A 21817-nucleotide genomic window follows, 5' to 3' on the forward strand; every position below is an offset into this window, starting at 1 on the left:
GTCACGCCCTCCCGATCCGCACCCGGTAGCGGGTCACGAGCCCGGCCACCAGCACGGCGATCAGCGCCATGGCGACGATGAGGTTGGCGATGTAGCTCGACACCCCGACCGCCCGGCTCATGGAATCGGCGCCGACGAACACCGCCGCCACGAAGACGGCCGCCGCCACGGTGCCGAGCGGCGAGAGCCCGGCCAGCATGGCGACGACGATGCCCGCGTAGCCGTAGCCGGGCGAGAGGTCGGCGGCGAGGAAGCCCTTCACGCCCGCGACCTCGCCCGCCCCGGCGAGTCCCGCCAGCGCTCCCGAGAGGGCGCCGACGCCGACGAGCGTCGCGCCGACCGGGAGCCCGACGAAGCGCGCCGCCGCGGGCGCGGCGCCGACCGCCCGGATCGCGTAGCCCGCGACCGTGCGGGTGACGAGGAGGTGGATCGCCCCGGCCGCCGCCAGGGCGAGGAGGAGCCCCGCGTGGAGGCGGGTGCGCGCGACGAGCTTGGGCCATTGGGCGGCCTCGACGACGGGCTCGGATTGCGGCCAGCCGAGGCTCATCGGGTCCTTCATCGGCCCCTCGATCATCATCTGGACGAGGAGCAGGACGACGAAGTTGAGGAGGAGCGTGGTGACGACCTCGTCGGCGCCGAGCGCCACCCGGGCGAGGGTGGGGCCGAGCATCATCAGGGCGCCCGCGAGCGCGCCGGCCGCGAGGACGAGGGGGATCATCAGGGCGGGCGGCCCCTCGACGGCCCCGGCCCCCACGGCGACGGCCGCGAGGGCACCGGTATAGAGCTGGCCCTCGGCGCCGATGTTGTAGAGCCGCGCCCGGAAGGCGATCGCGGCGGAGAGCCCGGTGAGGATGAGGGGGGTGGCCCGGGTGAGCACCTCGGCCAGCGCGAAGCGGGAGCCGAGCGCGCCCTCGATCAGGCTCGCATAGGCGCGCGGCAGCGGCGCGCCCGCGGCGGCGATCGGGATCGCCGCGAGCGCCAGGGCGACGAGGCCCGCGGCCACCGGCACGGCGAGGGCGAGGAGCGGCGGCGTCCCGCTGCGCGGCTCGAGGCGGATCACGGGGCGGGGCTCCTCGGCGGGGGATGGGAATCAGGAGATCCGGCGCGGATCGGAGATACGCCCGGGAGCTTAGCGAAATCCGGGCCGCGGGACGAAGGGCGGGGATGCGGGCGACGGGCCTGACCCGGGCGACAGCCGCCGCCGCGCGACGTCGGCCGCTTCCGAACCTGCCGGATGCAGGGTCCATCCTGCTCGCAGCTTTTGGAAGGAGAGTACATAAATTAAATAATTCGAACAGGCGAGGCAGAGAAGGTTGAGTTTCACAGTGGGACGGTGAAATTCCAACGAATTCGATCCATGATTATCTATCCTGGCTGCACAAGCGCGAACAGGACCTGACGCATGACGGCACCTACACGCCCGCCATCCTGAAGAAGAACGCCGCAGCCTCCTGAACCGGCGCGACGGCGAGCGCCCCGCCTCCGCGCGATGAGGGTGCCACCGGCGGCGCGCCGACCGGGAGGCTCACGAAGCGCGCCGCCGCGGGCGCGGCGCCGACCGGTCGGATCGCGTCGCCCGCGACCGTGCGGGCGACGCGGAGGTGGATCGCCCCGGCCGCACCCGCCCGGGCCGGCGCTCGTCCCGGACAGCTCCGTCTTGCAAAATCCCTTCCCTAAGGTCATTGAGCATGACCGAGGCAACGCCGGATCCCTGCGCTGCCTCGCGCCGACCCTCAAGCGCACGGATCATGGCATCAGCCTGTCTCGGTCAGAGCGCGGCATCGGCACCGCGCCGCGCGGCATTGGCGTGAGATCGAAGCATGGCCCATCCGCTCTCCGCCGACGCTGCCTCCCGCATCTCCGCCGATCACGCCCAGCCTCGGCCTTCGCTTCCCCTGGTCATCGGCCTCGACGACGCGCTCCGGCGCGGCAGCGCGCTCCTGGAGGGCGCGCTCTCCCTCCTGCGATCCGACACCCCGGGGGTTCTCACGCTCCTGCTCCGGGGGCCAGGCGGGCGCGCCGTCCTGGAAGACCGCGTCGCGCGGGCGGCGGCCCTCGCCGAGGCGGCCCGGCCGCTCAACGAGGAGGCCCTGGCCTTCGCGGAGGCGCGGGCCCGGCGCGGGTGTCCCATCTGGCTCCTTACCGAGGACGATGCCCTGGCGCGGCGGGTCGCGGAGCACCTCCCCGCCGGCACCCGCGTGCTCGCGCCCGACGCGGCGCTCGCGCTGCCGGGCGAGGCCAGGGCGGCGCGGCTGGCGGACCTGTTCCCGGAGGGGTTCGCGTATGCGGGCGCGGCCGGCGCGGACCTGCCGGTCTTCGCCCGCGCGAGGGAGGCGGTGCTCGTCGGGGCCGCCCCGGGCGTGGTGCGGGCCGTCCGCGCCCTCGGCCGCCCCGTCACCGCGATCGAGGGCCCGTCGCGACCGCGCGCCCTCGCGCGGGCCGCGCGGCTCCATCAATGGGCCAAGAACGGCCTCGTCGTCCTGCCCCTCGTGCTCGGCGGCAAGTCCGGGGACCCGGCCGCCTGGGGCCGTGCCGTCCTCGCCTTCCTGGCCCTCGGCCTCGTCGCGTCGGCGAGCTACCTCCTGAACGACCTCTGGGACCTCCCCCACGACCGCGCGCATTGGTCGAAGCGCCGCCGGCCCCTCGCGAGCGGGGACCTGCCCCTCCCCCACGGCCTGTTCGCCCTCGCGGCGGGCCTCGCGCTCGGCCTCGGGCTCGCGGCCGGGGCCGGTCCCGGGGTGTTCGCCGCCGTGCTGGCCTACCTCGTCCTCACCCTGGCCTATTCCCTGGCCCTCAAGCGCGCCCCCATCCTCGACGCGCTCGCCCTGGGGGGCCTGTTCACCCTGCGCCTCGCGGTCGGCATCACCGCCGCGGCGGTGATCTGGTCGCCCTGGCTGCTCTCCTTCTCGATGTTCCTGTTCACCTCGCTGGCCCTCGCCAAGCGGCACACCGAGCTGCGCGGCGCGGCCCAGCGCGGGCTGAGCGTCGTCGGCGGGCGGGGCTACCTGCCGGCCGACGAGCCGGTCGTGCTCGCGCTCGGCATCGCGGCCGGCCTCGCCAGCATCGTGATCTTCATCCTCTACCTGGTGCTCGAGGCGTTCCAGACCGCCGCGCTGGCGGCGCCCCGGGCGCTCTGGGCCTTCCCGCCCCTCCTCCTGCTGTTCATCGGGCGAATCTGGCTGATCGCGGGGCGGGGCCAGCTGAACGACGATCCCGTGGTGTTCGCGCTCAGGGACCGCCCCAGCCTCCTGCTCGGGCTCGCCGCCGCCCTCGCCTTCGCGGCGGCGGCGCTCGGCCTGCCGGACGGGCCGCCGTGAGGGCCGGCGGCCCGGGACCTCGGCGTCGCGGGCCGGGCGCGGATCCCGGCCCGTCCGCTCCTCACAGGCGGTAGACGCTCGCGAGGAAGGCGACGGCCGCGTTCGTGACCACGCCCCAGGTCACCAGAAGCGGCAGGGCCGCGAAGGCGGCCGGACGCGGGGCGCGCAGCATCAGGACCAGCAGGATGGGCAGCCAGTCGAGCGTGTAGCGCTGCGTCGCGATCTGCTCGGCGCCGTTCGAGTGGTAGAGCAGGGTGGTGCCGGCGATCAGGCCGATCACCGCCGCCCCCGCGGCGAAGACGCGGTCGATCCTCGCGCAGGCGGCGAGCAGGATCCACGGGCTCGACACCGCCAGCGCGACGCCAGCCTTGTCGAGTCCGATGATCTCGGTCCGGTACGGCCCCCCGAACTCGATATGCACGCCCTGGAGGAGGAGATAGACCGCGTTGAACAGCGCGTATTTGGGCGAGAAGAGCCCGATCTCGCTGAGGCGCCGCCAGATGAATCCCTGGCTGTCCGGGTTGTCGATGAAGGCGTAGCCGGTCTCGAGCGGGTTGCCGAAGCGGGCCGCATCGTAGGCGAGGACCAGGATGAGCGCGGCCGCGAGCGGGACGGCCCCGCGCGCGAGGGGGCCGGCCAGCCCGCGCAGGCCCGCGCGGAGCGGCGCCCCCGGCGGCAGCGCGACGGCCAGCAGGAAGAGCGGATACAGGATCGTCATCTGGCGGCACAGGAAGGCCAGGGCCGCGAACAGGCATGCCAGGGCGAACGAGCCCCGGCAGACGACCGCCCACAGGCTCAGGCTGGTCATCAGGAACCCGACCACCTGCGCGAAGAACCAGACGCCGTCGGCCCGCAGCGTCACCTGGAAGAGCGGGCTCGCGAAGGCGAGCGCCAGGATCAGCCAGGGCGCGTCGCGGCGATCGACGGCGAGCGCCCCGAAGATCCGGCTCCAGATCAGCAGGCTCAGCGTCGAGAGGGCGAGGCCCAGCAGCACGAATCCCTTGAAGCCCGGAAAGCCGAACCACGCCACGAACGGCATGACGACGAGCGCCGGCAGGGGCGGAAACACGATGTAGGTGCGCCCGTCGAACCGCGCGCAGTCGATCTCCGGACAGGATTCGACCCAGACTCGGCCGTGCAGCAGGGCATCCGCCAGGGCGCCGTAGGAATTCGACCCGGCGTCGTGGAAGAGCCCCCTCCCGATCAGCATCGCGGCCATGCCGAGAGCCGCGAGGCCGGCCAGGATCGCCGGGGCGCGATGCTCCCGGTCACCGAACGGATGGTTCATCTGCCTGTCCCCGAATCCCGCGCATCACCGGAGCGCGGGACTCCGTGAGACTGCGACACGTCCTTCATAACTCTGCGTCACGGCTCGGGACAGCCCCGTGCGGGAGGCCGGGCGACGCCGTCGCGTGCGGGCCGGACGCGTCCACCCGGATCCCGCCTCCCGCGCGCGGCCGCGGCGCCCGGCTCGCCTCCACCTTTGACAACCTGCCCGCGTCCCGGGACAACCGGCAGCGGAGCGGGGCGCGGGACCGGCGGGATGGAGCGCAGACGGCTGCAACGGGTCGTGCGGGCATGGCCCATCCGCTGGCGCATCCTGGGCATCGCCGGGCTCAACTCGGCCCTCGCCCTGGTGCTGATCGGGCTGATCTGGGACGGGGCCACCGTGCTGTCGCGGGCCTGGAACGACCTGCGGCAGGTGCGCCAGTCCGAGCACCTGCTCGGCCAGCTCGACCGCGACACCGAGCGGCTGCAGAGCCTGATCCACCGCTCGATCAGCCAGGACGACCCCGACATGCTGTGGCGGATCGGCGACCTGCGCGACACGCTGATCGGCCGGCTGCGCGTGCAGGCGCGGCTCGACCCGCTCATCGCCCGGCCCTCGGAGACCCTGCGGGAGGTCACCGAGCGCTTCATCGCCGGGTTCTCGGCCCTGCGCGAGACGCGCGCCCGGATCTCGCAGATCTACGAGGGCCGCCTCGCGGGGCCGGCCCGCGAGATGTCGGGGCTCTACGCGCTCATCGAGGGGTCCGACGCGGCCGGTCAGGCGCCGATCGGGCCGCCCCTGTCGAAGTCGCGGGAATCCTTCCACGCCATGATGCTGGCGGCGAACGCCTTCTCGCTCTCGGCCGCGGAGGCCTCGGCCGCGGAGGTGCGCCGGGCCGCCGCCGCGATCCGCGGCACGGTGCCGGTGATGCGCGACCGCGCGGCGACCGACGTGCAGAGCCGCGCCCTCGACGCGCTCGACGCCCGCGCGCAGGCGGTCGAGGCGGGCGTCGCGGCGCTCACCGCCGAGTTCGCCGCCCAAGGTCGCCTGCTCAAGGAGGAGATCGACGGCAATGCCGACCGCATGACCGCCTCGATCGAGGCGATGGGCACCCATGTGCGCGCGGTCGAGCAGGCGGCCCAGGCCCGCTTCGACCGCACCCTGGAGAGCGCGGCGCTCAAGCTCGGGGGCGTGGCGCTCGCCTTCGTGGCCCTGGTGGCCGCGCTCGGCACCCTGGTGGCCCGCAGCATCAGCGACCCGCTGCGGGGCCTGAGCGGCGCCATGCTGGCGATCGCCGGGGGCGACTACGCCCGCAAGGTGCCGGGCGCCGAGGCCCGCGACGAGATCGGCGACATGGCGGCCGCCGTCGCGGTGTTCCGCGAGAACGCGCTGGCGCGGCTGCGGGCCGAGGCGGAGCTGCGCCGCGCCAAGGAGCAGGCCGAGGCCGCCCTCGCGGAGCTGCGCGAGACCCAGGCGAGCCTGATCGAGGCCGAGAAGCTCGCCGCCCTCGGCGGCCTCGTCGCCGGGGTCGCGCACGAGGTCAACAACCCGGTCGGCATCAGCCTCACCGTCGCCTCGACCCTGAGCCAGCGCTGCGAGGCCTTCGCGGCGGACCTCGCCGGCGGGCCCCTGCGCCGCTCGCAGCTCACGGGCTTCATCGAGGCCGTGCAGGAGGCCAGCAAGCAACTCGTCGCCAACCTGATGCGGGCGGGCGACCTCGTGCAATCCTTCAAGCAGGTCGCCGTCGACCGCAGCCAGGACAACCGCCGCCGCTTCGACCTCGGCGAGACCTGCGCGCAGATCATCGCGAGCCTGCGGCCGGAACTGCGCACCGCCCGCATCGCCCTCGCCCTCGACCTGCCCCCCGGCCTCGTGATGGAGTCCTTCCCCGGCCCCCTCGGCCAGGTGCTGACGAACCTGTTCCTCAACGCCGTGCGGCACGGCTTCCCGGACGGGCGCGCGGGCACGATCCGGCTCGCGGCCGAGCCGCTGGGGTCCGACCGCGTCGTCCTCACCTTCAGCGACGACGGCGTCGGCATGAGCGAGGAGGTGGCGCGGCGGGCCTTCGAGCCCTTCTTCACCACGCGCCGGGACAGCGGCGGCACCGGGCTCGGCCTCCACCTCGCCTTCAACATCGTCACCCACCAGCTCGGCGGGCGGATCACGCTGCATGCGGCGCCCGGCGCGGGCAGCCGCTTCGTGCTGACCCTTCCGCTCGTCGCCCCCGTGCAGGAGCCCGGACGCAAGCGGCAGGCGGCGTGATGCGAACGGCTCGGCGACGATTCGAGAACGGACCCGACGGTCGCGTCGCGTGACCGTCGGGGTGAGCCGCAGGCCCCGGATGTCGGTCCGCCGCCGAGCAACGCTTCGATGAACCGGCAAATTGATTCAGATCACGGCGGCCCCATCCGCGCGATGATCCGGTGAGACCGGATCATCGAGAGGATCACCGCCATGGCGATGCGCTGCCTTCTGGTTCCGACGGGCCCCGATTGCGATGCGCGCCCGCGCCTCGACTTGGCCCTGGCGCTCAGCGACCGGCTGAAGGCGCATATCGGGCTGACCTTCCTGTCCCCGCCGGCCGAGGACGTGCTGGCGGCGATCCCCGAAATGGCGATCGCCGCCGGGGTGACCCGCGAGCGCCTGGAGGAGGAGACGCGCGAGGCGATCGGGGCCGCGCGCGCCGCCTTCGAGACCTGGTGCACGGGGGCCGACGTGGCGGTGCGCGCCGGCGACGACGTCCGCCCGGGCGTCACCGACGCCTCCTTCACGGTGCGGCTCGGGCCGGTCGATGCCAGCCTCGCCCGGGCGGGACGCCTGAGCGACCTGATCGTGATCGACCGGCCCGACTGGCAGGACCCCTTCGCGACGGTGGCCTTCGACGCCGCGGTCTTCGCCACGGGCCGGCCGGCCCTGGTGGTGCCGCCCGGCCCCGCGCCGGCCGACCCGCTGCGCAAGCTGCTGATCGCCTGGAACGGCAGCCTGGAGGGCGCGCGTGCGATCGCCCAGGCGATGCCCCTGATCGAGGCCGCCGGCGCGGTCGCGATCTTCTCCGCCCCGCGCCGGGACGAGGACGCGCAGGACGCCGCCGAACTCGCCGCCTATCTCGCCCGGCACGGCATCGCGGCCGAGCGGCTCGCGCCCCCCGACCCGACCCGCTCCGTCGGCGCCGCCCTCCTGGAAGCCGCGCAGGCGAGCGGCGCCAGCCTCCTCGTCATGGGGGCCTACACCCACAGCCGGGTGCGCCAGTTCTTCCTCGGGGGCGTCACGCGCCACGTCCTCGACCACGCCCCCCTGCCCGTGCTGATGACGCATTGACGGCGCGGGCCCGGACCCGGCCCGCATGCCGGGTCAGAACCCGGCCCGCACGCCCGCGAAGACGGCGCGGCCGTTGCCCGGGTAGAAGGCCGCCAGGGCCGCCGGCCCGCCCGCGACCTTGCGCGCGTCGGCGACGACCGAGATGTCCGAGACGAAGCGCTCGTCCGTCAGGTTGCGGGCGTCCAGGAACACCGACACGCCGTTCGCGACGTCGATCCCGGCTTGCAGGTTGACCAGCGCGTAGCCCGGCACGCGCAGGGTGTTGGCGTGGTCGGCGAAGGCCCCGCGCGGCACCCAGTCGAGGGAGGGGGCGACGTAGAACCCGCTCGGATGGGTGTAGCGCAGCACCGTGCGCAGCACGTCGTCCGGGATGCCGGCGATGCGCCCGTTGCCGAAGACCGGGTCGTGCAGGAAGCGGAAGTCGTTGTGCGTCCAGACCTGCCGCAGGACGAGCGCGTCGCCCTCCGCGGCGAGGTCGCGGGCGAGGTCGAGGCCGAAGGCCGCCTCGACGCCCTGGTGGCGGGTGCGCGGGGCGTTGAAGGTCGCGGCCGGGATGCCGAGCCCGGGCGCGATCGCGTAGTTGATGAGTTCGTCCCGCACCTCGGCCCGGTAGAGGGTCACGTCCCAGGACAGGCGGTCGATGCGGCCGCGCGTCCCGGCCTCGACGGTCCAGGCGCGCTGCGCGGCGAGGGGCACGAAGGTGGTCCCGAGCGCGTTCGTCTGCACGAGGTCCGAGAAGTCCGGCACGTCGCGCGAGCGGGTGACGTCGCCGAAGACCTGGATCTCCGGCAGCGGTTGCCAGAGCAGGCCGAGCTTCGGGTTGACGCCCTCGAAGGTCTCGTCGGCGAAGGCCGGGGCGGCGCTCGGCGGGGCGAGCCCGCCCTTGTTGCTGTAGGTGCGGTTCGAGGAGAACAGCTTCGCTCCCGTCATCAGGGCGAGGTCGGGCAGGATCCAGAAGCGGTTCTCCGCGTAGGCCTCGTAGTTCGAGGCGCTCTGCACGGCGTCGAGCGTCTGCGCCCCGCGCCGGCCGGCCAGGTTCACGAATTGCCGGGCGGCGTTCCGCCCCGCGAAGGCGCGCAGGCCCAGCAGCAGGTCGTTGCGGTGGCCGCCGAGGTCGACGCTGCCGGCCCAGTGCGGCGCGATCCCGTAGGTCCAGCCGTCCTGGTCGATGACCTGGAAGATCGGGTGGTAGAGCGACTTGTGGATCGCCCAGGTGTCGATGTCGAGCTTGCCGACCTCGAGCACGAAGGAGGTGCGGTTGGCGATCCGCTCGGTCTCGACCTTGCGGGACTGGTTGCCGCTGAGCGCCGTCGGGCTCGCGGTCCGCGGATCGGTGAGGGCGCCGGACAGGGTCAGCGTGCCGGGCAGCTTCTGGTCGGTGAGGTAGGTCCCGAAGAAGAACCGGGTCTCGACGCCTGGCGCGAGCCGGTAGCCGAGATTGGCGTTGAGGTTGCGGGTCGCCTGCGCCTCGTGCTGCCGGTATCCGTCCGAATTCGTGACCGTGCCGTTGACCAGGATGTCGACCGGGCCGGAGATCCGCGAGACCTGGACGCTCTCCCGGACCGTGTTGAAGCTGCCGCCCTCGACGCGCAGGAGCGTGGGCGCGAGGGCGGTGTGGGCGGTGGGCGTGACGGCGTTGACGGCGCCCCCCAGGGTGGTGGCGCCGAAGGCGAACGCGTCGCCGCCCTTGTAGATCTCCAGCGAGCGCAGGGCCGGCAAGTCGATCTGGTAGAAGTCGCCGCTCCCGTCCGCGAGGTTGAACGGGATGCCGTCCTGCAGGAGCTCGATCCCGCGCAGGTGGAAGCCGCGGGCGACGCCCGAGCCGCGCACGGACAGGCGCAGCTCCTGGCCGTAGCGCTCCTGCACGGTGACGCCGGGCACGTCCCGAAGCACGTCCCGCAGCGTGTTGGCGTAGGTGTTCTGGTACTCCGCCGCATCCACGAAGCCGACCGAGCCCACGGTGGCGTTCACGGCCGCGCGCTGGGCGGCGACGCTCGGCACCGTGACGGAGCCGGAAGGCGGCGGCCCGCTCCCGGCGACGGTGATCTCGGAGAGGGCGATGGTCGTGTCGGACGTCTGGGCGAGGCCGGGACCGGCGAGCAGGACGAGCGGCAGCACCGCGGCGCGGCGGGCGGCCCGGGAACGGGGGGGCATGAGGGATCATCCGTGTCTGACAGGATCGTGGCGGGCGATCGGTCAGAGGACGGGCGGGGCTCGGGGGCCGGCGCTGATGCCGGGGGGCGCGCGGGGCTGGGCGACGGTGTCGGGCCGGTGCGGGATCGGGACGGCGCGGCGGCGCGGCCAGGCCACGGGGCTCGCCTCGGCGGGCGGCGGAGCCGCTCCGTCGAGCGCCTGGGCCGCCACGCAGCAGGCGCCGTGGTTCGGGACGGGATGGGACTTCCCCGGCCCCGGCGCCTCGGGCGCGGACGCGTCCGGCGCGCAGAGGGCGTGCGCCGCGGAGGGCATCCCGGCCGCGAGCGCTCCCCCCGCCACCGCCTGCAGGACGAGCGCGTAGAGCGCGGCCAGGGCGATGACCGCGCGCAGGATCGGCCGGCGGGGCGGCGGGGCACGCATGCGAGAGGCGTAGGTGGGCCGGCAAGAAGGTGTCAATCGCGCCGCGGCGGTCGCCGGGCGTTTCTCCCCGCCTGCGACCCGGCGGCATCTCATCCGCCATCCGGTTGATGGCTTCGCCATCTCCAATTTCGGCAATGCGGATGTCGGCTCCGCTCAGGCGCCGCGCGGGCTCGTGAGACGGGAACCGCTTCGATCAAGCCGATCCCGGCTCATTCCAGGCTGCTGAGGTAGCGGATGACGTCCTCGACCTGATCCGGGTCGAGGCGGAATTCCGGCATGGTCGGATGGCCCGTGGTGATGCCCTCGGCGAGGGATTCGGCGAGTTCGGCGACGGGGTAGCGGGTGTGGAGGTCGCGGAAGCGGGGCGCCTCGGGGAGCGGGCTCTCGCCCGTGCGCCCGACCGCGTGGCAGCCGGCGCAGTGGGTCCGCACGAAATTGCGCCCGCGCGTGAGGTGGGGATCCTCGACGGCCCGGGCCGGGCCGGCCGCGAGGGCGAGGCCGAGCGCGACCGCGCCGAGGACGGGGAAACGAGGGTGGACCAGGGGCATCGACCTCTCCGCGGTGAGACCCGACACTGCGCGAGCCGGCCCGCCCGGACCTTGATTCAACGCAAGCCGCCGAGGCCGTCGGGCGAGGCCGCAGCGCCCCGCCCCCCGCTCCTGCACCGTCGTCGTGTACGAGTTGTTAACCGCTCGCTGCGACCGTGCAAACCGCTTGGGTGAGCGCCCCCGTCGCCATCTGCGGGAGGTTTCCGATCGCCGGGCAGCGGCGGCGAGACCGGCCCCGCGGGGTTCCGGGCGGCCTCCGGGCGGGCGGGCGCGCCTCCGCCTGGGGGATGCCGCGACCGGGTCGCCGGAGGGATGCGATGCGCGACGATGCCGAGACCGGTGCGGAAGCTGCGCGGGACCGGTTCGCCGAGATCGCCCGCGAACTCGCCGCCCTGCGCCCGGCCGCGCCGCCGGACCGTCGCCCGATCGCCGTCGTGGTCCCGATCTACAATGACTGGCCGGCGTTCCGGCACCTCGCGGAGGCCATCGACGCCGTCTGCGAGGCGGCCGATCTCGACGCGGAGATCATCGTCGTCGACGACGGCTCCTGGCAGAGCGGGGAGGAGACGCTGGCGGCGCTGGCGCGGACCGCGAAGCGCGTCCGCCTGCGCCCGGCAATCCTGGTGACCAATCTCGGCCACCAGCGGGCGATCGCGGTTGGGCTCACGCTCGCGAGCGAGCGGGCCGCGGCCTACGGGGCCGTGATCGTGATGGACGGCGACGGCGAGGACCGGCCCGAGCACATCCCGCTCCTGCTGCGGGAGAGCGCGGCGCATCCGGAGGCGATCGTCTGCGTGCGGCGCGGGCGGCGCTTCGAGGGCCTGCGCTTCGCCATCGGCTACGCGGCCTTCAAGGCGGCGTTCGCCCTCGCCACCGGCAAGACGATCGATTTCGGCCATTACTGCGTGATCCCGCCGCGCGCGCTGACGCGCCTCGTGCACAGCCCGGCCCTGTGGAGCCACTTCGCCGCGGCGCTGCTGCGCGCGGGCGTGCCGCTGCACCGCGTCCGCCTCGACCGGGGGGTGCGCTACGCCGGGCGCTCCAGCATGAACCTGACCTCGCTGATCCGCCACGGGCTCAACGCCATCGCGGTCTTCGAGGACGTCTGCCTGGTGCGCCTGCTGATCGCGCTCGGGGTCTTCTCGGCCGGGATCTGCGCGGCGCTGATCGGCGTCGTGGCGGTCCGCTTCGGCACGGACCTGGCGATCCCGGGCTGGGCGACGAGCGCCGCCGGGCTGCTGCTCGTGGCCCTGCTCCAGGCGGCGCTGCTGGCCATCACCTCGGCGGCCTCGCACCTCAACCGCCGCTCCCTGTCCGAGATGGTGCCCGCCCGGGACGCGGCGCGCTTCCTCGGTCCGGCGGCCCCGCGCGGCGGCGCCCAGCCGCTTCCCCCATCCGGAGAGACGACGTGGAAGGCAGCATCCTGAGCCAGGGCGACTACGTCGGCACCGAACTCGACCTCTTCTCCGCCGCCACGACCTGGAAGGCCTACTGGTCGGGCGAGATCGCCCCCTTCCTGCGCGGGCGCGTGCTCGACGTGGGAGCGGGCCTCGGGGCGACCGCCGAGATCCTCGGCCGGCACCCGGCCGTGACCGAGTGGACCTGCCTCGAACCCGACCGGGGCTTCGCCGCCGCCCTCGCGGCGAAGCTGGCGGAGGGCCGGCTCGCCCCCCACACCCGCATCCGCCGGGGCACGCTCGCCGCCGCGGCGGCCGCGGGCCCCTACGACGCGATCCTCTACGTCGACGTCCTCGAACATATCCGCGAGGATCGGGACGAACTCGCGCGCGCCGCCGCCTGCCTGGCGCCGGGCGGCAGCCTGGTGGTGCTGGCCCCGGCCCACCCGGCGCTGTTCTCGCCCTTCGACGCCGCGATCGGGCACGAGCGGCGCTACACCCGCGCCAGCCTGCGGGCCGCCGGCCCGGACGGGCTCGCCCTGACGCGCCTGCGCTACCTCGACAGCGTCGGCCTCCTCGCCTCCCTGGCCAACCGCGCGCTCCTGCGCCAGGCGATGCCGACGGCCGGGCAGATCGCCGTCTGGGACCGCCTGATGGTGCCGCTCTCGCGGCGGATCGATCCGCTCCTCTTCCACCGGGCGGGCAAGTCCATCCTGGCGGTGTGGGCGCGATGAGGATGCAGGGCAGCCTCCTGGCCGGCGCGCCGCCGGCCGCCATCCCCCTCCCCGCGCGGCGGGCCGGGATCCGGGCGGAGCTCGGCGGCGCCGTGCTCGCCGGCCTGCTGGCGGCCGCGACCGGGGCGCTCCCCCTGCTGCACGATCCGGGCTTCTACTTCACCGACGATTGCCAGACCTACTTCCTCCCGGGCTTCCTCGAGATCGCCCGGCTGATCAAGGCCGGGGAATGGCCGGTCCTGACGCCCCGCCTGTTCCAGGGCGGCTCGCTCCTCGCCGAGTACCAGTACGCGCTCCTCAATCCGGTCTGCCTGCTGCTCTACCTCCTGCTCGACGGCTTCGAGCGCCTCGATCGCGCCGCCGCCTTCTACGCCCTCACGCATCTGGGCCTGCTCGGCGCGGGCCTCTACGCCCTGGCGCGCAGCGTCGGCACCGCGCGCCCCTTCGCGGTGCTGGCCGGCCTGACCGGCGCCACCTGCCTGGGGATGATCTACTGGGGCGCCTCCACCTGGGTCCCGGGCCTCGTCAGCACGGCCTGGCTCGGCTTCGCGGCCGCGCTCCTGATGCGGGCGCGGGAGGAGGCCCGCTTCGTCGCCCCCGCGGCGCTCGCCGTCTTCCTCGTGGTGGCGAGCGGCTGGCCCTTCGCGGACGCGGCCCTGCTCGCCGGGATCGGCACCGGCGTGCTGATCGTGCTGCAGAGCGGCGCGGGGCTCCGCTCCTGCGCCCGGGTCGTGCTGGCGGCCGGCCTCGGCTTCGCCCTCGCCGCCCCGGCCTGGATGCCGCTCGCGGCCGCCATCGGCAGCACCGCGCGGGTCGCCGAGGCCTTCTACCCGCACATGCTGCAGGCGCCCCTGCCGACGCTCCTCGCCATCGGGGCGCCGCTCTTCCCGCAGATCTGGGTCAGCTTCTGGGGACCCGAGATCGTCGCCTCCCCGCCGATGCACTACGTCGGCTGGTGGATCCCGGTCGCGCTGCTCCATGGCAGCTGGAGCCGCCTGAGGACGCCGGCGGGGACCGGCGCCGCCATCCTGCTCGCCGTGACCCTGGCGCTCGGCCTGCTGGCGACGGCCCCGGGCGTCTCGCAGCTGCGCTGGACCTTCCGCTTCCTGCCCTATTTCCAGATCGGCTGCGCGGTGGTCGCCGCGTGGTTCCTGGCCCAGCCCGGTCACCGCTGGTCCTCCAGCCCGACCGTGATCCTGGTCCTGGCGACCGCGGTGATCGCGTCCTTCCAGTCCGTGGCCCTCGCCAAGCTCAATCTCGTCTTCGCGCTCGTGGTCCTGGCGGCGGCGCTGGCGGTGCTGCGGGCGGGCGGCCCGCGGACCCGGGCGGGGCTCCTGGCGATCGGGATCAGCCACGTCGTCCTGTTCGCGCTGCTGACGCGCGTCTTCCCGCATAACGGACTCGTGCCGGAGTGGACTCCGCCCGCGAGCCGGGAGGCCTACCAGGGCGAGCCGCTGCGGAACGGCGACGCGGCGCTGCTGCTGTTCGAGCGGCCGCTCTTCACGCATCGCGAGGTCGGCGGCACCCCGTCCGGCCTGTTCCGGGTCTTCCCGCACGGCAATATGGGCCTGCTCACCGCCTCGGCCTCGATCGCCGGCTACTCGCCGATGCGGGCCAAGGGCTTCGACGACCTCTGCCTCGACTATATCGGGGCGAGCTGTCCGGAGGTGGTCGATCTCTGGACCCGCCCCGATCCGGTGAGCGGGGGCAGCACCCTCGATCTCGCCCGGGTGACCCGCGTGACCGCGCAGGCCGGCGCCCGGGCGGACGCCTTCGCGGCCTTCGCCGGGCCCGGCTGGACGCGGCGGCCGGTCGAGGGAGGCAGCGTGTTCGAGCGGGCCGGCGCGGGGGACCTGCCCGGCACCCTCTCGCGCCTGCCCGCCGGGACGGTGCTCACCGCCGCCTCCGAGGGCGCCCGCGAGGGCCGGTACGAGATGCGGGGCGAGGGCGGGCGCGTGGTCTGGGCGCGGGCCTGGTACCCGGGCTACGAGGCCAGCTGGAACGGGCAGCCCCTCGCCGTCGAGATCGTGAACGGCATCCTGTGCGCGGCGGTGGTCCCGGCCGGGCCGGGCGTGCTGACGCTGCGCTACCGGCCGGCAGGTTTCCTGCCGGGGCTCGCCCTGGCGACGCTCGCCCTCGGCGCGACGGCCGCGTTCGCCCTGCGGTCCCGGCGCGGCGCCTGAGCGACGCCGACAGCCGCATTGCCGAAATGGGAGATGGCGAAGCCATCAACCGGATGGCGCAGGCGCGCGCCGGGCCCGGGCTTCCCCGCCGGCCGGCCGCCGACGCCGCCCGCTCAGGCGGCGGCGATCGCCTGGAGGCGGTCGCGGTCCAGCACCCGTACCCCGTCCGGGACGATCAGGATCACCCGGTCGCGGGCGAGCTTCGAGAAGGTCCGGCTCACCGTCTCCAGGGTCAGGCCGAGGTAATCGGCGATGTCCTGGCGGGTCATCGGCAGGGCGAGCGTCACGCCCCTGCGTCCGAGGCGGCAGAGCCGCTCGCGCAGGGCGACCAGGAAGGCCGCCACCTTCTCCTCCGCGGTCCGGCGGCCGAGCAGCACCATGTGGTCCTGGGCCAGGGACAATTCGTGGGTCGCCGCCTCGTGCAGCCGACGCAGCAGGTGCGGCTTGTCGTCGACGAGCTGCGTGAAGGCGGCGCGGTCGAACCGGCAGGCCGCGACCGGCTCCACCGCGTCGGCCGAGAAGGCGTAGCGGTCCGAGAGGGCGAGCCCCATGAAATCGCCCGGCAGGAGGAAGCCGATGATCTGGCGGCGCCCGTCCGCGAGCAGGCGGTAGAGGCGCACCGTGCCCTCGGTGATGTTGTAGACATGCGTCGCCGGGTCGCCCTGCATGGCGATCGCCGCCTTGGCGGCGAAATCGGCGTCGGCGGCCAGCGCTTCGAGGAGGTCGAGTTCTCCCGCGTCCAGGGCGGCGCAGATGCTGACGCTGCGCACCCGGCAGGCGGCGCAGCGCGTGTCGAGGCGGCCCTGCGGACAGGTCGCTCCTTCGGTCCAGCCGGGACATTCGGCAGGCGAGGGCGGAAAGGCGTTCGCCGACATTGAATCTCGCGAGTCGGTGGCACGGATGACGGTCCCGTCGTGGAGTTGTAGCATGAGCAAGCCTCACCGCGTCACTCCCCCGACGGCGCGTCGCATGCTCGCGCGGCAGCACTGCCCCAGCGATGCCGGGCTTGATCCTGGTCAAGGACGCGACCGCCTGAACCGCCCGACAATCATGGCCTTCGCGGGTGGCCGGAGTGACCGAGTGGAGATCGACGACCATTTCTCGGCGCGTCTCCTGTGCGACTCGGAGGCGACCGGCGGGCAGGCCCTGCGGCGGGCCTTCGCCCTGGTCCGTCTCTGCGAGCCGGGGGCCGATGCGCGGCGCTGGGCCGCGCTGGTGCGGCACTATCGCCGCCGGGCGCCCGGGCGCGCCGGGCTGATGATGCTGGAGGACGTGCGCGGCTACGCCCACGCGGTATTCTGCTACGCCGTGGACGACGCGCCGCGCCTGCACGGCCTCGGCGCGCCCTCGCCCCAGAAAGTGCTGCGCGTGCGCGACGTCGTCGCCGCCCATCTCGGCGGGCCGCGCGTCGAGACGGCGCTGCGATCCTGCGCGACGCACCTCGCCGGGCGGCTCGGCTGCGCCTCGGTCGCCTTCGACGCGCCGGCCGGCCCCTGAAGCCGGCCGAACCGCCCTGCACTCAAGCCGCCCTGCACCCAAGCCGCCCTGCACTCAAGCCGCCCTGCACTCAAGCCGCCCTGCACTCAAGCCGCCCTGCACTCAAGGCGCCCGGCGGGGCGCGTCGCGCGGGCCGTCCGCCGGCAGGGTCTTGATCTGAATCAGGGCATCCGCCGTCCCGCCCCGTCATCGTGGCGCACCGAGGGAATGCCAGGAAGGGGAGCGGCCATGGACGCGCAGGATGGCACGGGCTGCGAGGGCACGCCGATCGAGCTTCCGCATTGCCGGGCGAAGCCGGATTGCGCCCGGCTCGAGCCGGTTCGCGCGGCGGCCCTCGTCGCGCGCTACGGGCAGCCGGTCCCGCGCTACACCTCCTACCCGACCGCGGCCCAGTTCACGGGCGCGACGGGACCGGCCGAGCACGCCGCCTGGCTCGCCGCCCTCCCGCCGGCCGAGCCGGTCTCGCTCTATCTCCACGTGCCCTTCTGCGACCAGCTCTGCTGGTACTGCGGCTGCCACACCAGCGTGGTCCATCGGCGCGGGCCGATCGAGGATTACGTCGCGACGCTGACCCGGGAGATCGGCCTCGTCGCCGAGGCCCTGCCGGCCCGGCTCGCCGCCGGGGCCGTGCATTTCGGCGGCGGCACGCCCAACCTGCTCGCGCCCGGCGACCTCGCCGCCGTGGTCGAGGCCCTGCGCCGGCATTTCACCCTGTCGCCGGACACGGCCTTCGCGGCGGAACTCGACCCGCGCCTCCTCACCGAGGCCTGGATCACGACCGCCTGCGGCCTCGGCCTCAACCGGGCGAGCCTCGGCGTGCAGGACCTCGACCCGCAGGTGCAGGCGGCCATCAACCGCCGCCAGCCCTTCTCGATGGTGGCGTGGTCGGTCGAGCATCTGCGCCGGGCGGGCGTGGGCTCGATCAACCTCGACCTGATGTACGGGCTGCCCCATCAGACCACCAAGGGGCTCCTCTCCACCATCGACCAGGTCGCGGCGCTGCGGCCGGAGCGGATCGCCCTGTTCGGCTACGCGCACGTGCCCTGGATGAAGCCGGCTCAGCGCCTGATCCCCGACCACGCCCTGCCGGGACCGGTGGGGCGGCTGGAGCAGCAGCGGGAGGCCGCCGCCCGCCTGCAGGATCTCGGCTACGTGCGCATCGGCCTCGACCACTTCGCCTGGCCGGACGACGCCCTGGCGGAGGTCGCCGCGGCGGGCCGCCTGCGGCGCAACTTCCAGGGCTATACGGAGGATGCGGCCGAGACCGTGATCGGCTTCGGCGCCTCGGCGATCAGCCATCTTCCGGCCGGCTACGCGCAGAACCACGCGGGCGTGCCCGCGTGGCGCGAGCGGATCCTGGCCGGCGACCTGCCCACCGCCCGCGGGCTCGCGGTCGGCGCCGCCGACCGCCTGCGCGGCGCCGTGATCGAGCGGCTGATGTGCGACTTCGCGGTCGACCTGCGCCGGCTCTGCGCGCTGCACGACACGAGCGTCCCGGCCCTGGTCTCGGGCACGATGCGGGCCCGCCTGGAGGAGTTCGCCCGCGACGGCCTCGTGCGGCTGTTCGCGAGCGGCACCGGGCCCGATTCCCTCGACGGCATCGCCGTGACCGAGACGGGCCGCTCCTTCGTGCGCGGCGTCTGCGCGGTCTTCGACCGGCACCTCGTGCCGGCGCCGGAGCGTCACGCGGCGGCCGTCTGATCCGGGACCCGCTTGATCAAAGCGGGTCCCGGATCACGAGCCTGCGCGGCGCCTGAGCGAAGCCGACATCCGCATTCCCGAAATGGGAGATGGCGAAGCAATCAACCGGCTGGCGGATGAGCAGCATTCGCCGAAATTCGCCGAAGCGGTCGCCGGTTCGGCGGCGTCGGGCTCGTCCCGACGCGCGCCCCGGCCAAACCCTCGGCCCGATCCTCGCCCTCTCCGTCGGGCATGGGCGCCTCCGGCGGGGGGACGCGGACGATCCCGGGCGGCCCCCGCTTGCTTCGCCGGGCCTGCCCCGATCCGAGCCAGCCGGACCGCGCCGGCCTTGACCCCGCGTTAACGCCGCTGCGCGCAATCTCCCGGCATGCGTCGTGGCCTCGTTGCGTTCTCAGCCTTCACGCTCTTCAGCCTGGGGCTCACCGGATGCGCGCTCAAACCCTTTGAGCAGCGCGAACCCTGGCGTACGGAGGCCGAGGAGGCCTGCCTCGCCCGCGGCCTCGTCAAGCCGACCGAGGACATCGTCCCCGTGAAGGAGATCGACGGGCCGGGAATCTGCGGGATGGTGCATCCGTTCCGCGTCACCCGGCTCGCGGGCGGCACGGTCGCGCTCAAGCAGCGCATGACGCTCGCCTGCCCGATGATCCCGGAGGTGGAGGCGTGGCTCGCCGGCACGGTTCAGCCGGCCGCGCAGCTGTATTTCGGCCAGCCGGTGGTGGAGATCAATTCCGGCTCCTATTCCTGCCGCGGCCGCAACAATCAGGTCGGTGCGAAGCTCTCGGAGCATTCCTTCGGCAACGCGGTCGACGTGATGTCCTTCCGGCTCGCGGACGGTTCCGTCGTGACGGTGAAGGGCGGCTGGCGCGGCAGCGAGGCCGAGCAGGGCTTCCTGCGCGAGGTCTTCCTGGGGGCCTGCAACCACTTCACCACGGTGCTGGCGCCGGGGTCGAACGTCTACCACTACGACCACCTGCACCTCGACCTCGCCCGCCACGACCCGCGCGGGCTGCGGCGGATCTGCAAGCCCCTGATCAAGTTCCAGTCGCAGCTGCCGCCGCCCGGCTCGCCCCTGTCGCCGATCCGCAAGAAGCCGCCGGCGTGGCAGCCCGCGCCCGATCCGGCGCCGATCGACGTCGAGGAGGACGATCCCTACGGCGTGTCGCCGATGAGCCGGCGCGAGAGCCCGGGCCAGACCCGCGTCGTCCGCGCGCCGGCCCCCCCGCCCGTGCAGGCCTACGCGCCGCGGCCGGCGCCGACCCGCAGCGCCGCCGCGCAGGAGCCGCCCGTGGCGCCGGGCTTCGGCCCGGCGGCGCGGGCGATTTCCGCGCCGCTGCCGCTCAATTCTCCCGCTTGGTCGTCCGGACCGATCTACTGACGGCGGCGCCGCCGAGATCCTCCACCACGGCGCGGCGCTCCGCCTCGCTCTCGGCGAGGCGGTGGACGTGCATCTCGTTCGCGCCCCGGGAGCGCACCCGGGCGACGAAGCCGCGCAGCCGCTCGCGCGGGCTGTCCTCGGTGGTCGCCACGTCGAGGAGCTCCGCCAGCCCCTCCCGGTCCCGGCGCACGGCCAGCACCACGGCCTCGCCGATCTCGGCCGCGTCCGCGTCGAGGTCGTGGATGCCGACCACGTAGCGGCGGCCCGACCGCCCCCGCCACGCGCTCAGGCTCAGGGCCGGGGTGCCCCGCAGGGACGACGCCGCTCTCAACCGCTCCTCGCGCACCTCCGACCTCCTCGACCGATCCGTCTCGATGTCCCGCATCGCCGCCGACCAGGACAGGGCTCGTCTGTTCGCCATTTGTTCTATCCTAACCGTGGCGCGCGACGCGGGTCAAGCGTCGCGCGGTCGCCTCGAGAGATGGGGAGCGGCGGACGGGCGCGCAATGCGGGGGGCGGGGCGACGCCGCCGCGGGGGCGAGGTCGCCGGCCTCGGCGGGCGACGGCCCGGGGCCTCGCGGCCCCGGACCCGCTCAGGTCACCAGCGGTGATGCCAGCCGGCATGGCGCCAGCCGCCGTGCCAGCCCCACGGGCGGTGGTAGAACCCGGCCCCGTGCCAGTAGGGCCGATGCCAGTAGGGCCGATGCCAGCCGCCGTACCACCCTGCCCGGTGCCAGTAGGGCCGGTACCAGCCGACGCGGTGCCAGCGCGGGCCGCCATAGACGACCGGCCCGTAGAAGCGCGGCCCGTAGAAGTTCGGGCGGCAGAAGCCGTAGAAGTCCCGGTGAAAGCCCGGACCGCAGCCGTCGCGGGCCTCGGCCACGGTCCCGGTGCCGACCAGCGTTCCCAAGGCGAGAGCCGCCGCACCTGCCAGTTTCCAGCGCATCGTCTCCTCCTGTCGAGGATCCGAAACCCCGCCGCACCGACGCGGCCGGAGCCGGATCGCGATCAGTCAAGCCGTCTCGCATGATTCCGCCCCTCATGGGGCGAACATGCATGAATGTCGCTGCCGGCCAGGGCGTTCCGACATTACGGAATTGTCATGCGGGGACCTCGCCGCCTCTGCGCGAGGTGTCCGCGAGGAGCGCCGCGGAGGCGGTCTCGATCCGCTCCTGGATCAGCGCGAAGGCAGTCTCGCGCACGATCCCGGGCGGGATCGGCGGCAGGAAGGCGATCACGGCGGTGCCCGGGTGGCGGTGCAGGCTGTTGCGCGGCCAGACCAGCCCGGTGTTGAGGGCGACGGGCAGGCAGGGCACGGCGAGGCGGTCGTAGAGATGCGCCACCCCGAACTTGTAGGCGGGCGGGGCGCCGGGCGGGCGGCGGGTGCCTTCCGGGAAGATGATCAGCTGGCGCCCCTGCGCCATGGCGCCGGCCGCCTCCTCGCTCATCAGGGCGAGCGCCCGCGAGCCCTTCCGGCGGTCGATCGGCACCATCTCGCCGCGGGAGAGGTACCAGCCGAACAGGGGCAGCCAGAGCAATTCGCGCTTCAGGATGTAGGTGAAGTTCGGCAGGACCGTCGTGAGCGCGATGGTCTCCAGCGCCGATTGGTGCTTGGCCGCGACGATGATCCCGCCCGGCGGGATGTGCTCCAGGCCGCGGAACTCGACCCGGATGCCGACGATCCGTTCCAGCAGCCACAGGGTCACCCGGGCCCAGGTCTGGGCGAGGCGCAGCACGAGGCGGCGGGAGACGAGGCAGAAGAGCCCGCCGATCAGCATCGCGGCGGTCAAGGCGTAGAAGGCGACGTTGAACGCCAGCGAGCGGAGGAGGAGCATGGTCGATCCCGGACGCCGCGCGGCGTGGTGCTGGGGCGCGGCGCGGCCTCCCTTATCGCGCCGGCCGG

18 protein-coding genes are annotated in these 21817 nt (G+C 74.1%); 9 read left to right on the top strand and 9 right to left on the bottom strand.

Translation table 11 applies throughout. The features are described 5' to 3' along the window. Position 1: 1 nt before the first annotated feature. Entirely contained in the window at positions 2-1060 is a 1059-nt protein-coding gene (locus M446_RS04485) for an ABC transporter permease (protein ID WP_012330901.1), read from the bottom strand. A gap of 760 nt (positions 1061-1820) precedes the next feature. Between M446_RS04485 and M446_RS04490 the strand changes: the two genes are divergently transcribed. After that, a complete protein-coding gene (locus M446_RS04490) occupies positions 1821-3317 on the top strand; it encodes a UbiA family prenyltransferase (protein ID WP_012330902.1) in 1497 nt (498 codons plus the stop codon). A 61-nt stretch (positions 3318-3378) separates the two neighbouring features. On the opposite strand, the gene M446_RS04495 is transcribed toward M446_RS04490, so the two are convergent. Further along, positions 3379-4605 carry a hypothetical protein gene (locus M446_RS04495; protein ID WP_012330903.1) on the bottom strand — a complete coding sequence of 409 codons (1227 nt, stop codon included), beginning with the start codon at positions 4603-4605 and terminating at the stop codon, positions 3379-3381. Between the two features lie 255 nt (positions 4606-4860). Here M446_RS04495 and M446_RS04500 point away from each other — a divergent pair, with 255 nt between their 5' ends. Continuing rightward, complete coding sequence (locus M446_RS04500; RefSeq protein WP_012330904.1) at positions 4861-6849, top strand: sensor histidine kinase; 1989 nt, start codon at positions 4861-4863, stop codon at positions 6847-6849. Between the two features lie 192 nt (positions 6850-7041). Continuing rightward, complete coding sequence (locus M446_RS04505; RefSeq protein ID WP_012330905.1) at positions 7042-7905, top strand: universal stress protein; 864 nt, start codon at positions 7042-7044, stop codon at positions 7903-7905. A gap of 33 nt (positions 7906-7938) precedes the next feature. On the opposite strand, the gene M446_RS04510 is transcribed toward M446_RS04505, so the two are convergent. The 3 genes from M446_RS04510 to M446_RS04520 form a co-directional block, all read right to left on the bottom strand. After that, on the bottom strand, positions 7939-10059 hold the full coding sequence (locus M446_RS04510) for a TonB-dependent receptor family protein (RefSeq protein WP_012330906.1): 2121 nt from the start codon (positions 10057-10059) through the stop codon (positions 7939-7941). Positions 10060-10101: 42 nt separating this feature from the next. Further along, a complete protein-coding gene (locus M446_RS04515) occupies positions 10102-10479 on the bottom strand; it encodes a hypothetical protein (RefSeq protein WP_012330907.1) in 378 nt (125 codons plus the stop codon). A gap of 209 nt (positions 10480-10688) precedes the next feature. Continuing rightward, positions 10689-11027, bottom strand: a complete 339-nt coding sequence (locus M446_RS04520) for a c-type cytochrome (protein WP_012330908.1) — start codon at positions 11025-11027, stop codon at positions 10689-10691. A gap of 317 nt (positions 11028-11344) precedes the next feature. On the opposite strand from M446_RS04520, the gene M446_RS04525 reads away from it, so the two are divergent. The 3 genes from M446_RS04525 to M446_RS04535 are packed head-to-tail and all read left to right on the top strand — an operon-like array spanning position 11345 to position 15341. Continuing rightward, positions 11345-12454 carry a glycosyltransferase family 2 protein gene (locus M446_RS04525; RefSeq protein WP_012330909.1) on the top strand — a complete coding sequence of 370 codons (1110 nt, stop codon included), beginning with the start codon at positions 11345-11347 and terminating at the stop codon, positions 12452-12454. Next, positions 12436-13158 carry a class I SAM-dependent methyltransferase gene (locus tag M446_RS04530; protein WP_012330910.1) on the top strand — a complete coding sequence of 241 codons (723 nt, stop codon included), beginning with the start codon at positions 12436-12438 and terminating at the stop codon, positions 13156-13158. The genes M446_RS04525 and M446_RS04530 overlap by 19 nt, the downstream gene beginning before the upstream one ends. A 2-nt stretch (positions 13159-13160) precedes the next feature. After that, positions 13161-15341, top strand: coding sequence for a hypothetical protein (locus M446_RS04535; RefSeq protein WP_012330911.1), 2181 nt, complete (start codon positions 13161-13163; stop codon positions 15339-15341). Between the two features lie 113 nt (positions 15342-15454). On the opposite strand, the gene M446_RS04540 is transcribed toward M446_RS04535, so the two are convergent. Further along, positions 15455-16216, bottom strand: a complete 762-nt coding sequence (locus M446_RS04540; RefSeq protein ID WP_012330912.1) for a helix-turn-helix domain-containing protein — start codon at positions 16214-16216, stop codon at positions 15455-15457. A gap of 205 nt (positions 16217-16421) precedes the next feature. Between M446_RS04540 and M446_RS04545 the strand changes: the two genes are divergently transcribed. The 3 genes from M446_RS04545 to M446_RS04555 all read left to right on the top strand — a co-directional run bounded on the left by M446_RS04545 (position 16422) and on the right by M446_RS04555 (position 19914). Beyond that, positions 16422-16838 (top strand): hypothetical protein, encoded by a 417-nt coding sequence (locus tag M446_RS04545; RefSeq protein WP_012330913.1) that lies wholly within the window; start codon positions 16422-16424, stop codon positions 16836-16838. Positions 16839-17066: 228 nt separating this feature from the next. Further along, entirely contained in the window at positions 17067-18539 is a 1473-nt protein-coding gene (gene hemN, locus M446_RS04550; protein ID WP_012330914.1) for an oxygen-independent coproporphyrinogen III oxidase, read from the top strand. Between the two features lie 367 nt (positions 18540-18906). Further along, complete coding sequence (locus M446_RS04555; protein ID WP_012330916.1) at positions 18907-19914, top strand: extensin family protein; 1008 nt, start codon at positions 18907-18909, stop codon at positions 19912-19914. Here M446_RS04555 and M446_RS04560 read toward each other — a convergent pair. From M446_RS04560 to M446_RS04570, 3 genes are all read right to left on the bottom strand, one after another. Further along, a complete protein-coding gene (locus M446_RS04560; RefSeq protein ID WP_012330917.1) occupies positions 19877-20335 on the bottom strand; it encodes a hypothetical protein in 459 nt (152 codons plus the stop codon). The genes M446_RS04555 and M446_RS04560 overlap by 38 nt on opposite strands. 177 nt (positions 20336-20512) lie before the next feature. Next, entirely contained in the window at positions 20513-20860 is a 348-nt protein-coding gene (locus M446_RS04565) for a GCG_CRPN prefix-to-repeats domain-containing protein (protein ID WP_012330918.1), read from the bottom strand. Positions 20861-21014: 154 nt separating this feature from the next. Then, positions 21015-21749, bottom strand: a complete 735-nt coding sequence (locus M446_RS04570; protein ID WP_012330919.1) for a lysophospholipid acyltransferase family protein — start codon at positions 21747-21749, stop codon at positions 21015-21017. Positions 21750-21817: the final 68 nt, after the last annotated feature.

Source organism: Methylobacterium sp. 4-46 (genome assembly GCF_000019365.1).
Lineage (GTDB): Bacteria > Pseudomonadota > Alphaproteobacteria > Rhizobiales > Beijerinckiaceae > Methylobacterium.